We start from the raw sequence: 11,742 nt of genomic DNA, 5'->3' as shown, positions 1-11,742 counted from the left end.
TGCGCCCGCCTACTTCAGCGAGACGTAGCCGCGCGTGCCGGCCATGTCGGCCAGCCGGTACACGCTGATCCAGAAGGGCTTGGTCCAGGGGTCCTGCACCAGCACGGTGTCGTTGTTCTCGTTGTAGCCCACCACGGGCATGTGGTGCCGCAGCGTGAACTTCCCGCCGGTCTTCTGCAGCTGCAACGGCGGCTGCTCGTCCGGGGTGGCCGCGATGTTGACCGCCGCCGGGACGCCGGCCTTGATGGAGCGCTTGAGGTCCTCGCGGATCCGGATCCGGTCCTCCCGGGTCGAGTCCTGGCCACGGATGGTGGTCACGGAGTAGCGCACGCCGGTCGGGGCGTTGTAGTCCATCACGCGGGCGACCTGGTGCAGCCAGGTGCCCTCGCGGTCGGTCTGGGCCTGCGTGGCCATGGCGGCCTGGGTGGTCTTGATGCCGAAGGCCTCCAGGGCGATCTTGATCGACGCCGGCCCGCACCAGTACCCGTTGGGCTGGGCCTCCCACGTCGTGTTCAGCACGGTGACGCCGTTCCGGGTGGTGGGCTTGCGCAGTGCACCGGTCCGGGCCAGTGCGGACTTGGCGTTGCCCATCTCGAAGTCCTTGATGATGTACCCGCCGTGCACCCAGCCGCGGTGCGTGCCGACGGTGATCTCCCGCCAGGTGGCCCCGCCGGCCGCCTGGCTGCGACCGGTGATGACGACCTTGGCGTTGCGCAGCAGCGAGGTGACCTTCGCGTGCTGGGTCCCCGGGCCCTTGCGCACGTTGAGCCCGTCGTCGGCGATGACCACGTAGCGGTAGGCCAGCGGGATCTCCGGCGCGGGGGCGGGCTGCGGCTTCGGCGCCGGCTTCGGGGCCGGTTTCGGGGCGGTGGCCGGCGGCGCGGGGGTGCCGTTCAGGTGGCTCTCGAGGGCGTAGAGGAACTGGGCGGTCTCGCCGCGGCTGATGTCCCGGCGGGGCTGGAAGGTCCCGTCGCCGTAACCGGCGACCACCCGAGTGGACGCCAGCCAGCTGGCGGCCCGGTAGAACGACGACGCGGGCTTCATGTCCGCGTACGGGGACGACCCCGGCGCCCGGTAGCCGGTGTCCTCGGCGAAGTTGACCATGAACTGGGCCAGTTCCCCGCGGGTGATGGGAGCCGTGATGCCGAACGATCCGTCCGCCCGCCCGGCCGAGTAGCCCTTCTCCTTCATCCAGGAGATGGCGGTGAAGCCGGTGCCGCCCGGGTTCACGTCCGAGAAGTCGCGGGCCGTCCCGGCCGAGTGGGCCTCACCGGACATCCGGTAGAGGAACATGGCGGTCTCACCGCGGGTGATCTCCCGTGCCTTGCCGAAGGAACCGTCCTGATAACCGGCGGTGAGCCCGCCGCAGGCCATCCACGTGATCGCCCGGTAGAACGAGCCCGACGGCGGCGCGTCGGTGAAGTCCTGCGCGCAGGGCCCGAGGTGGGTGGTGGCGGCCGGCGCCGCGTTCCTGGCGGAGTGCCCGGTGCGCCCGGCGGACGGGTCCACCGGGTCCAGGCCCTGGAGGGACTGCAGGACGGACTCGTCGAGCACCGGCAGGGTCTCGTCGAACTGGTCCGCCTGGTCCAGGGGGTTGAGGATCTCGGAGTCGGCCGCCGCCGGGGCGGCCAGGGCCACTCCCGGAAGCAGCAGTCCCAGGCTGAGGGCTGTCGCGAGGATGCGCCGGCGGTTCTTGCCGCGGGCAGGGGCATGACGGGACACGGGGCCGCCCTTCGTCGGTGGAGTGATGGGCGGAGATCTTCCCCTTCTCCGCCGCGAGGAGGGTAACCCACGCAGGTTACCGGCGGGTGACATGGACCACAGTAACCTACCGCGGGTCCCGTCCGGGCCGGTGGTGTGATGGGATATCCCCCATGAAGCTCGCCACGTACCGACTGCCCGGATCCGAACCGGACACCCCCGGAGCCACCTTCGCCGCCATCATCACCCGGACCGACGGTTCCCGCGCCACCGCGGCCGTCGAGCTGGAGGGCATCATCGACGTCGGGGACTTCCTGTACCAGCCGGAGCCGACCCGCACCGAGCTCGTGGAGGCCGCCCTGGCGGCGGCCGAGGAGGATCCCACCCGGGTCCTGGACGCCACCCAGCTGGAGCCGGCCACGCTCATCCCGTTCCCCACGAAGGTGTTCTGCATCGGGCTGAACTACCGCAACCACATCCTGGAGACCGGCCAGGAGCTCCCCGAGTACCCCGCGATCTTCACGAAGTTCGCCCAGTCCCTGACCGGCGCCTCCGATCCGATCGAGGTCCCGGCGGAGGACCACCGCCTCGACTGGGAGGGTGAGCTGTGCGTCGTCATCGGCGAGCCCGGCCGGCGGATCCCGGAGGCGGAGGCCGAGCAGCACATCGCCGGATACGCCGTGGCCAACGACGTCTCCCTGCGCGGTTACCAGGGACGGACCACCGAGTGGACCCAGGGCAAGGCCTGGGAGGAGATGAGCCCGGTCGGGCCCTGGCTCGTGACCCCGGAGGAGTTCACCGAGGGAGCGCGGATCACCACCCGGGTCAACGGGGAGGTCATGCAGGACGACTCCACCGGGGACCTGGTCTTCGACGCCCGCAAGCTCGTGTCCTACCTCTCGGACATCGTCACCCTGCTGCCCGGGGACCTCATCCTCACCGGCACCCCGGCCGGCGTGGCCCTGGCCCGCAAGGACGCCGAGGGCCGGCGGCCGTGGCTGAAGGCCGGTGACGTGCTGGAGACCGAGATCGAGGGCCTGGGCCTCCAGCGGAACGAGATCCGCTGATGCAGGCCGACGGCACCGCCTTCACCACGTGCGACCTGTTCGACGCGGACAGGACCCTGCAGTCGTGCTCCCTGCAGTTCCGCGACCTGGGCGGGCGGGCCCGGTTCTCCGGGACCGTGCGCACCATCCGGTGCCACCGGGACAACGGGCTGGTCAAGCAGCTGCTGAACTCCCCGGGGAACGGCGCCGTGCTGGTGGTGGACGGGGCCGGCTCCCTGGAGTCCGCCCTGATGGGTGACCTGATCGCCGGCGCCGCCGTGCGCAACGGCTGGGCCGGCGTCGTCATCAACGGCGCCATCCGCGACCGGGCCGTGGTGCGCACCCTGGAGCTGGGGGTCAAGGCCCTGGGGACGAACCCGCGCACGTCCGCCAAGGACGGTGCCGGCGAGGTGGACGTGACCGTGGAGTTCGGCGGGGCGGCCTTCACCCCCGGGGCGCGGCTGTGGGCGGACGAGGACGGCATCCTCGTCACCCCGGCGGCCTGAGCACCGGCCGGGACCCACGCCGTGATCCCCCTGACGCCCCCTGAGACCCCGCCGCCGGGCCCTCCTGCCCGGCCGGTGAGCCTGGGTGTCCTCGGTGCCGGACGGGCCGGCACCGCGCTGGCCCGGGGCGCCCACTCGGCCGGCATCCCGGTGCGGATCGCCGCGAGCAGGCCGCCGCGGGCCCTGCGGTTACACCTGGCGCAGTACGCCCCGCACGCCACGGCCGTCCCGGCGGCGGAGATCGCCGGTGACCCCGCCGGCACCTCCCGGGACTCCGGGGATCCCGGGGCCCGGCCGCTCGTGGTGCTCATGGTCCCGCAGGAGGACCTGGACGCCGTGGACCCGGACTGGGTGCGCGGCACCGTCCTGGTGGACGCCACGAACCGCTGGGCGGACGAGCCGCTTCCCGAGTGGTTCGAGGACGCCCTGGGCCGGGGCCTGTCCAGTTCGGAGGCGGTGGCCCGCCGGTTCCCGGGTGCGGCCGTGGTCAAGGCCCTGAACCACATCAGCCACTGGGACCTGGACACCGCGGGCCGGGGCGCCGCCACGGAACGGCGCGGCCTGGGGGTCGCCGGGGACGACGCCGGCGCCGTCCGGCAGGTCGCCGACCTCACCCGGCGGCTGGGCTTCGATCCCGTGGAACTGCCCCGCCTGGCGGCCGGCAGGCTCCTGGAGCCGGACGGCCGGGTCTTCAACCAGCCGTTGTCCGCGGACGGGCTCCGGCGGGCGCTGGGCGTGGCTGACGCCTGAGCGCAGCCCCGTCGGGCCCCTGCCGGCGCCCCCGGGAGGCGCGGTACCGTGAGGCCATGACGAACCCGCGTGCCGCACGGCGGCCGATCGCCGTCGTCCCCTTCCTCGGCCCCCTCCTCCTGGCCCTCGGGCTGGTCGCCGCGGCCCCGGCAGCGCTTCTCGTCACGGCCGCACCGGTGCACGCCGTCCCGGTGCAGGAACTGATCCTGGCCGACGAGGCCGGTGTCATCCACGAGCCCACCCTGCGGGCCGGGGTCGAGGGGGTCTCCTTCCACGAGCCGACCACCGTGGTGGTCCTCACCGAACGCGGCACGGCGGACTCGGACTTCAACGAGCGGGTCCTCGCCTACGCCCGCCAGAACCATCCGGAGTGGATCTCCCCGGACGGGCAGAAGTGGGCGGACGGGCTGTTCCTGTTCGCCGTCGACCCGGACGGACGGCACGTCGGGACCTACTTCGGCGAGGACCGGAAGGTCAGCACGAGCGTCCAGGAGGACATCCAGGAGGATACCAAGGACCTGCTCGCGGACGCGCAGTGGACGGACGCGGCCGTGCAGGGGGTACGCTCCGCGGCGGCGGTGATGAACCGGCCCTGGTACCGGTCACCGGCCCTGTGGATCTCCGGCGCGGCGGCCGTGGCCGCCGGCGGGGGCGCCGCGATCACCGCCGCGGCCGTGCGCCGGTCCCGGCGGAGGACGACCCGCGAGCTGCTCGGCCGCGGCCGGGAGGCGTTCGCCTCGGTGAGCATGGACCTGCAGGCCACCGAGCTCAACGCCCGGACCGTGCCCACCGGTTCCCGTTACGGCGCCATGGTGCTGGAGCGGTACCGCACCTTCCACGATCGCTACGTCCGCGCCGCCGCCGAGAACGACCGGCTGGCCGGGATCGAGGACCGGCGCCTGCACCGCCGGGAGCACCGCGATGCGGTCGAGGAGTTCACCCGGACCGCGGAGGCGCTCGACGCCCTGGACGACACCGTGGTGGACTCCAACACGTTCCTGAACCTGCAGCACGGCTGGCCGGGCGCGTGGGACCGGCAGACCGCGCCACTGCGCGAGGACCTGGCCGAGATCGACCGGCTCGACGGTACCGACGGCCCCGATAACCGCGATGGGCTGACCCCGGCCGCCACGGCGCCGCTGCGGTCCTTCCGCGTGGAGGCGGAGCAGGAGCTCCAGCGACTCGGTGCGTCCCTGGCCGAGGGCACCGTCGCCCCCGACGACGCCCTGGACGCGCTGGCCGCCCTGCGGTCCCGGCTCACGGACCTGCTCCAGGACGCGGCGACGTCCGGCATCGATGCCGCGGCGGCCTCGGACGCCGAGCGGACGCTGATGGCGCAGGCCCTGGAGGCCGAACGCGAGCGCTCCTCCAAACGCCCGGGGTCCATCCTGGACACCGTGCACCAGCCGGGCTGGTTCTGGACGGCGGCCGCCTTCCACCACGGCTACCGCACGGGGGTGGACCAGGTCACCCACGCCCGGGAGCAGGCCGCGCAGTCCTCCGCGAGCACGGGGTACGGGGCCTCCGGCGGGAGCTTCTCCGGGGCCGGGTCGTCGTCGCGGTTCTGACCGGGAATGTCCACGAGCACAGATTGGTTCAAATTTATATGACCTCTGCAGAACGCGCCGGCCGCCAGGATCCGCTGGCCTTCTACCTCGACAAGTCCGACAAGGCCTCCTGGAAGGCCGTGGGCGCCCTGTCCCTGGCGGCCAAGAACGCCGCGCACGCCGCCGGACTGAACGACCAGCTCGTGGAACTGGTGAGCCTGCGGGTGTCCCAGATCAACGGCTGCGCCTACTGCCTGCACGTGCACACGCGCAAGGCGATCGAGGCCGGACTGGACGACCAGCGCCGCGGGCTGGTGGCCGCCTGGCGCGACGCCGACATCTACACCGACCAGGAGAAGGCCGCCCTGGACCTGGCCGAGATGGTCACCACGCTGCCGGGCATGGAGGACCGGGACGCCACCCAGCTGCTCTCCCACTCCTACCTGACGGATGAGCAGTACTCCGCGGTGCAGTGGCTGGCGATCACCATGAACGTCACCAACCGCATCTCCATCCTGTCCCACCACCCCGTGCGGCGCACCGCGGAGGCACCCGGGCTGTGAACCGTCCGACCGTGTGCACCGCCGTCCCGCCCATCCCCCACCGAGACCACGGAGGAATCCCGTGAGCAACACCGAGACCCACCCCGAGGAACGGATCTGCGAGAGCGGTCCGCCGACCGCCCCGGCCCGGGACGGTGCCCGCCCCCGGTTCACCGAGGGTCTGTCCGACGGCGTCAGCGCCCTGGAGGGCCGGTCGGGACCGGTCGAGCTGCTGGAGCCCCGCAGGGTGCCGCTGGGCGGACCGCGGGCCATGACGGTCAAGCGCACCCTGCCCCAGCGGGCCCGCTCGCTGATCGGCGCCTGGTGCTTCCTGGACTTCTACGGTCCGGACGACGTCTCCGCCACCGGGGGCATGGCGGTGCCCCGGCACCCGCACACCGGGCTGGCCACCGTGTCCTGGCTGTTCACCGGCCAGGTGGACCACATCGACTCGGCCGGCAACTGGGCCACGGTGCGTCCCGGCGAGGTGAACCTGATGAACGCCGGGACCGGCATCACCCACTCGGAGTTCTCCAGCGCGGACACCGCCGTGCTGCACGGCGCCCAGCTCTGGTACGCCTTCCCGGACCACGCCCGGTTCACCCCGCCCTCGCTGGAGTCCCACCGGCCCGAGCCCGTCACCGGGGACGGATACACGGCCCGGGTGTTCCTCGGCTCCCTGCTCGGCCACACCTCGCCGGTGCGGACCCACATCCCCCTGACGGGGGTCGAACTGCGGCTCCAGCCGGGTGCGGTGCTGCAGGTGACCGTGCCGGCCGGGCACGAGCACGGACTGCTGCGGGTCACCGGGGACGTGTCCCTGGACGGGGTGCCGATCCCCGAGGACCACCTCGGCTACGTGGGCACCGGCCGGGACCGGATCACCATCACCGCCGGCGCGCAGCCGGTCACCGCCCTGCTGATCGGCGGGGAACCGCTGAACGAGCAGATCGTCATGTGGTGGAACTTCGTGGGGCGTTCCCACGAGGAGATCGTCGCCTGGCGCGCGGCCTACCAGTCCGAGATGGGCTTCGAGGCCCCCGCGCCCGGTTCACCGCTGGCGGGCTCCGGTACCCGGGCCGCCCAGCCCGACGGCGGCGCGGCCCTGGGCGCCCCGGTGTCCGGTGAACGCCTGGCCCGGCTGCTCGACGACGCCTACGACGACGGCCGGCCCTTCCCGCAGTTCGGCGACTTCCCGCCCGGGCAGCCCGCGCCCATCCCGGCTCCACCGCTGCCGACCAGCCGGATGAAGCCGCGCGCCAACCCACCGTCCCGGTGACGACCGCCGCGACCAGACCCCGTGAACCGAGAGGAACGACCATGACCGAGCAGGACACCCACCGGTCCCCCACCCTGGAGGATCCCCGCGTCGTGCTGGGCCGCACGCCGCGCTTCGAGATCCACGTCGACGACTCCGGCGAGCCGGCCGGCACGACCTACATCAAGGACCTCGAGACCGCCGCCGGCGTCAGGCAGCGGATCTTCCCGCACACCGAGGTCAAGGAGGAGTTCGGCGGTCACGGCCTGGCCTCGACACTGGTCCGCCGGGCGCTGGACGCATCCATCGCCGAGGGCTTTGAGATCGTGGCGGTCTGCCCCTACGTGAAGGGCTGGGTGGCGAAGCACCCGGAGTACCAGGAGCACGTGGTGCCCACGACCCCGGAGCACCTGCAGGCGCTGGACCACCGCTGATCCGCCCGGCCGCGACGCGCCGGGGACGACGAAGGGCCCGATCCGGATGGATCGGGCCCTTCAGTGGTCGGGGTGACAGGATTTGAACCTGCGGCCTCGTCGTCCCGAACGACGCGCGCTACCAAGCTGCGCCACACCCCGTGGAGAGTGGTTCCGCACCGTGACCGGCGGGGAACCACAGTGGTCCATCCTAGACCTCGTGACCCCGAAACGCCAAAACGTGCCGTGGGAGACCCCCGCGCCGGTGGTTCCCGGGGTCATTCGGGGTCGTCAGAGGATCGCGCGCCCCGGGTTCAGGACCCCGTGCGGGTCCAGGAGGTCCTTGATGCCCCGCTGGATCTCCACGACGGCGCCGGACTGTTCCCACTGGAGCCAGCGCAGCTTGTAGGAACCGATCCCGTGCTCGCCGGTGATGGTCCCGCCCATGTCCAGGGCCAGCCGCACGGACTCGTCCAGGGCGGCGTCCAGCCGGGCCTGGGCGGTCCCCTCATCGTCCGCGGCGATCCAGAACGAGGGGTGCAGGTTGCCGTCCCCCGCGTGCGCCACGACCTTCAGGCTCACCGCGTGGTCCACGGCCATCCGTTCCAGCCCGTGCACGTAGTCCACCAGGCGCGAACGCGGCACCGCCACGTCCTCCCCGACGGCGATCAGGGTGGGCACGTCGTCCCCGCGGGCGTGCCGGCGCAGGTCCACCAGGCCGGTCGCCTCGGCGTCACCCACCGGGGTCATGGTCCCGCCCAGGGCCTCGAGCTCGGCCCGGATGACGGACATCTCCTCGAGCGCCCCGTACCCGTCGGTCTGCACCAGCAGCATGGCCGACCCCCGCGCGCACAGGGTCGAGCCGTGGGCCCCGTCGAGGGCCTCCATGGTCCCGCGGTCCATGATCTCCAGGATCGCCGGCTGCACACGGGCCGCGCCGATCGCCAGGACGCCCGCGGCCGCCGTCGGGAAGTCCGGGAACCAGGCCGCGGCGGTCTCCACGCGCGCCGGGGACGGGCGCAGCCGTACCGTGATCCCGGTGATGACGCCCAGCGTGCCCTCGGATCCGGTGAACAGCGCGGTGAGGTCGTAACCGGCCACGCCCTTGAGCGTCGCGGTACCGGTCCGGATGAGCGTGCCGTCCGCGAGCACGACGTCGAGCGCCAGCACCGAGTCCCGGGTCACCCCGTACTTCGCGCAGCGCAACCCGCCGGCGTTGGTGGCCACGTTGCCGCCGATCGTCGAGATCCGGTAGCTCGCCGGGTCGGGGGCGTACATCAGCCCGTGGGGCGCGACGGCGTCCCCCAGGCGGGAGTTGATGACGCCCGGTTCCACGGTGGCCGAGCAGTCCTCCGGATCGATCGACAGGATGCGGTCCATGCGCTCCAGGGACAGCACCACGCAACCGGGCAGGGCGTGCCCGCCACCGGACAGTGCGGTGCCCGCCCCGCGGGGGATGACGGGGAATCCGTGTCCGGAGGCCAGCCGCATCAGCCGCTGCACGTGGTCGGTGGACTCGGCGTAGACCACCGCCTCCGGCACGGCCGGCGTCCAGTCCGTGCGGGGTCCACGGTCGGTGGCGCAGGCCTGCCGGCCCTCCTCGCTGAGGTCGAGCAGCTCCGGGGCGAAGGCCTCGGCCAGCAGGCGGCGCAGGTCCTCTCCCCCCGGGCCGTGGGCGGTGCGAACGGGGGTGCGGGGATCCGTCTGTGGCATGGACCCATGGTAGGCGGAGTGATCCGGGACGCTTCACCGCGGCCCGGGACCCGGGTCATAGACTGGGGGTCAGCTCCGGCGACCGCAGCGCCCTCGGCGGCACGGGAACCGGCCCCGACGTGCACCGCGCGAGACCTCGAGGAGAGCCGTGGCCACCAGTGACGACACGACCGGTGGGCTCGGCGCGTTCCTGGTGTCCCGGCCGAACCTGGTCGGCCTGGCCGCGTTCCTGGCCGTGTTCATCGTCGTCATGCTCCTCTCCCCGTCGCCGCTGGCCGCCGTCATCGCGGGACTCCTCGGGTACGGAGCGGGGTACCTCCTGACCCCGTCGACGCGCAGGACCTACGCCTCCGGCATTCCCGTGCACGGCGCCACCGGTGCCGAGATGGCCGAGCGGCTGGCCGAGTTCCAGCAGTCCGTGCGCGCCAACCGGGGGCGGATCCCCCCGGAGGCCGACCGGGAACTGGGCGTGATCGTGCTGTCGCTGCGGGAGATGATCGACCGCTGGCAGGACGTCCGGCGGGCCCCGGAACAGCGGATGGCCCTGGAGTCGATCGTCTACCAGTACCTGCCGAACACCCTCGAGGTGTTCCTGCGCCTGCCCGACTCCGCCAAGCCGCAGGCCGCTCCCGAGTGGATCGCCCAGCTGAAGCTGCTGGGGACCGAGGTGGCCGGCAGTCGCACCTCCGTCCTGCAGCACGACCTGGAGGCCATGCGCGCCAACGGCCGGGTCCTGGAGCAGAAGTTCGAGGACGGCGACCTGAGGATGTTCAGGGAACACGGCCTGTAGACGGCACCGTGTTCCCGGGCCGCGACGCCGCGCCCGGACGCGGGAGCGGAGTGGGCGGTCCGAGGGGCACGTGAATCCACCCCTCGCGCCGGGCCCGAGCGCGCAGTGCCGCCGGCGGCCCGTGGGTCCTGCCCAGGTGCACCTCGCGGGCCACCAGGGCGGCCAGCACGGCGTCCAGGACGTCGTCGTGCGCCAGGCAGGCCTCGCGGTAACCGGTGAGGTCGAGCCACGGGACGAGCTGCTCCAGCGCACCGATCAGGGCCGCCCGCGCCGGGCGGTGGTCGTCCTTCTTGTAGGCCCGGTACGGCAGCCCCCAGGTGCGCAGCGCGGCCGCGGGGTAGACCTCGCAGGCCAGCCCGTCGCCGTCGGGCCCCACGGCGTGCCCCGCGGCCCGCAGGCGGGCCGCCAGGTTGGCCCACCGCAGCGCGGGATAGGCGATGCGGTCCGTCGAGACGCTGAGCGGGGTCAGCCCGGTCAGTTCCCGCACCGCGGCGTCCGTGGCGCGCAGGGCCAGTCCCCGCCGCCAGTCCGGGCCGGTGTCCGCCACGGGGTGCAACCGGCCCCCGCTGTGGTCGGTGATGAGCCGGACGAATGACTCGGGCCAGCCGAAGGGGACGTCCACGCCGGACCGGTCACCGGCACCGATGGCCTCGAGCACCTCGTCGTCGTCAGCACCGAGCGCGGCACGTTCCACCGTCAGGGTTCCCCGCCCCTCGTCCTGGACCAGGACGGCCAGCCCGGTGCGCTCCGGGGCCGCGGCCAGGTCCACCCCGACGAAGCGCCGGACTGCGGCGCCTGCCGGCCTCACGCCGTGACGGGGCGGACCGTGCCGCCGGCGAAGCGCGCGTAGCCGTCCAGCACCGGATGCCAGTCCCGCCGGAACGAGGGCACCCCGCTCCCCCGGACGGTCACGAGCGTCTGCGTCGCGGACGCGATGGTGAACTCGAGGGTGACGTCCAGGCCCGTGCTGGCGGCCTGGCCTCCGGGGGCGCCGAACCAGCGCAGGGACAGCGAGGCGCCCTCGGTCCCGACGACGTCCGCCCACCGGTGTCGGGACCCGTCCAGTCCCTCCTCGAGGAGTGTTCCCTCCTCAAAGCCCAGGTGGCCGTCCTCACCGCACGCGCGCAGTGCAACCGGCCACCAGAGGTGGACGTACTCCAGGAACGCCTCGACGGCCCGGTCCGCCGCCAGGGGGACCTCCGCCGCGAGGGAGGCGGGCGCCTCGTCCGGCACCTGCTTCGCGTCAGGGGCCGCGGCACGGGCGGTGCCGTCCGACGGGGGCTGGGCGAACGGATCCAGGAAGAGGCTGTCGGACATGACCTCCATCCTCCCATCGTTCCGCGGGCCCGGTCCTCCCCCCTGGTGGGGGTGGGGTGGTTAAACGCAGGAGCCCTGGACCGTGTGGTCCAGGGCTCCTGGTTAATGGTTGTCCGGCGGCGTCCTACTCTCCCACATCCTCCCGGATGCAGTACCATC

Annotated in this window: 12 protein-coding genes and 1 tRNA gene; 8 read left to right on the top strand and 5 right to left on the bottom strand. The window is 73.1% G+C overall.

Annotated elements, in window-relative coordinates; genetic code table 11:
• Positions 1–9: 9 nt before the first annotated feature.
• Positions 10–1,722, bottom strand: coding sequence for an S-layer homology domain-containing protein (locus PLJ28_RS08015; protein ID WP_183523371.1), 1,713 nt, complete (start codon positions 1,720–1,722; stop codon positions 10–12).
• Positions 1,723–1,874: 152 nt separating this feature from the next.
• Between PLJ28_RS08015 and PLJ28_RS08010 the strand changes: the two genes are divergently transcribed.
• From PLJ28_RS08010 to PLJ28_RS07980, 7 genes are all read left to right on the top strand, one after another.
• Positions 1,875–2,768, top strand: coding sequence for a fumarylacetoacetate hydrolase family protein (locus PLJ28_RS08010; RefSeq protein WP_183523369.1), 894 nt, complete (start codon positions 1,875–1,877; stop codon positions 2,766–2,768).
• Positions 2,768–3,253 (top strand): ribonuclease E activity regulator RraA, encoded by a 486-nt coding sequence (gene rraA / locus PLJ28_RS08005; RefSeq protein ID WP_298045029.1) that lies wholly within the window; start codon positions 2,768–2,770, stop codon positions 3,251–3,253. The genes PLJ28_RS08010 and rraA overlap by 1 nt, the downstream gene beginning before the upstream one ends.
• A 75-nt stretch (positions 3,254–3,328) precedes the next feature.
• The gene (locus PLJ28_RS08000) at positions 3,329–4,003 is read left to right on the top strand and encodes an NADPH-dependent F420 reductase (protein ID WP_183523365.1); all 675 of its coding nucleotides are present in this window, start codon (positions 3,329–3,331) and stop codon (positions 4,001–4,003) included.
• Positions 4,004–4,059: 56 nt separating this feature from the next.
• The gene (locus PLJ28_RS07995) at positions 4,060–5,571 is read left to right on the top strand and encodes a DUF5129 domain-containing protein (RefSeq protein ID WP_183523363.1); all 1,512 of its coding nucleotides are present in this window, start codon (positions 4,060–4,062) and stop codon (positions 5,569–5,571) included.
• A 38-nt stretch (positions 5,572–5,609) separates the two neighbouring features.
• Positions 5,610–6,113 (top strand): carboxymuconolactone decarboxylase family protein, encoded by a 504-nt coding sequence (locus PLJ28_RS07990; protein ID WP_183523361.1) that lies wholly within the window; start codon positions 5,610–5,612, stop codon positions 6,111–6,113.
• 61 nt (positions 6,114–6,174) lie between these two features.
• Positions 6,175–7,371: a pirin family protein gene (locus PLJ28_RS07985; protein WP_183523359.1), complete on the top strand. Its 1,197-nt coding sequence runs from the start codon at positions 6,175–6,177 to the stop codon at positions 7,369–7,371.
• Positions 7,372–7,412: 41 nt separating this feature from the next.
• Positions 7,413–7,784, top strand: a complete 372-nt coding sequence (locus PLJ28_RS07980) for a GNAT family N-acetyltransferase (RefSeq protein WP_183523357.1) — start codon at positions 7,413–7,415, stop codon at positions 7,782–7,784.
• A 64-nt stretch (positions 7,785–7,848) separates the two neighbouring features.
• On the opposite strand, the gene PLJ28_RS07975 is transcribed toward PLJ28_RS07980, so the two are convergent.
• Together PLJ28_RS07975 and PLJ28_RS07970 are read right to left on the bottom strand one after the other, a co-directional pair.
• Positions 7,849–7,925, bottom strand: a tRNA-Pro gene (locus PLJ28_RS07975).
• A 129-nt stretch (positions 7,926–8,054) separates the two neighbouring features.
• Positions 8,055–9,476 carry an FAD-binding oxidoreductase gene (locus PLJ28_RS07970; protein WP_183523355.1) on the bottom strand — a complete coding sequence of 474 codons (1,422 nt, stop codon included), beginning with the start codon at positions 9,474–9,476 and terminating at the stop codon, positions 8,055–8,057.
• Between the two features lie 148 nt (positions 9,477–9,624).
• Here PLJ28_RS07970 and PLJ28_RS07965 point away from each other — a divergent pair, with 148 nt between their 5' ends.
• Entirely contained in the window at positions 9,625–10,266 is a 642-nt protein-coding gene (locus PLJ28_RS07965; RefSeq protein WP_183523354.1) for a hypothetical protein, read from the top strand.
• Here the strand turns inward: PLJ28_RS07965 and PLJ28_RS07960 are convergent.
• Positions 10,247–11,074, bottom strand: coding sequence for a DUF429 domain-containing protein (locus PLJ28_RS07960; protein ID WP_183523351.1), 828 nt, complete (start codon positions 11,072–11,074; stop codon positions 10,247–10,249). The two genes, PLJ28_RS07965 and PLJ28_RS07960, sit on opposite strands and share 20 nt — an antisense overlap.
• Positions 11,071–11,583 (bottom strand): SRPBCC family protein, encoded by a 513-nt coding sequence (locus PLJ28_RS07955; RefSeq protein WP_183523349.1) that lies wholly within the window; start codon positions 11,581–11,583, stop codon positions 11,071–11,073. The genes PLJ28_RS07960 and PLJ28_RS07955 overlap by 4 nt, the downstream gene beginning before the upstream one ends.
• Positions 11,584–11,742 lie beyond the last annotated feature (159 nt).

The sequence above is a fragment of the Citricoccus sp. genome, from assembly GCF_035445025.1.
Taxonomy (GTDB): Bacteria; Actinomycetota; Actinomycetes; order Actinomycetales; family Micrococcaceae; genus Citricoccus.
This window is presented reverse-complemented; position numbering and strand designations above follow the sequence as displayed.

Excerpts from the sequence above, each read along its gene's own strand:
- PLJ28_RS07970 (WP_183523355.1), bottom strand. The coding sequence starts at position 9,476 with ATGCCACAGACGGATCCCCGCACCCCCGTTCGCACCGCCCACGGCCCG.
- PLJ28_RS07995 (WP_183523363.1), top strand. The coding sequence starts at position 4,060 with ATGACGAACCCGCGTGCCGCACGGCGGCCGATCGCCGTCGTCCCCTTC.
- PLJ28_RS07990 (WP_183523361.1), top strand. The coding sequence starts at position 5,610 with ATGACCTCTGCAGAACGCGCCGGCCGCCAGGATCCGCTGGCCTTCTAC.
- PLJ28_RS08010 (WP_183523369.1), top strand. The coding sequence starts at position 1,875 with ATGAAGCTCGCCACGTACCGACTGCCCGGATCCGAACCGGACACCCCC.
- rraA (WP_298045029.1), top strand. The coding sequence starts at position 2,768 with ATGCAGGCCGACGGCACCGCCTTCACCACGTGCGACCTGTTCGACGCG.
- PLJ28_RS07980 (WP_183523357.1), top strand. The coding sequence starts at position 7,413 with ATGACCGAGCAGGACACCCACCGGTCCCCCACCCTGGAGGATCCCCGC.
- PLJ28_RS07955 (WP_183523349.1), bottom strand. The coding sequence starts at position 11,583 with ATGTCCGACAGCCTCTTCCTGGATCCGTTCGCCCAGCCCCCGTCGGAC.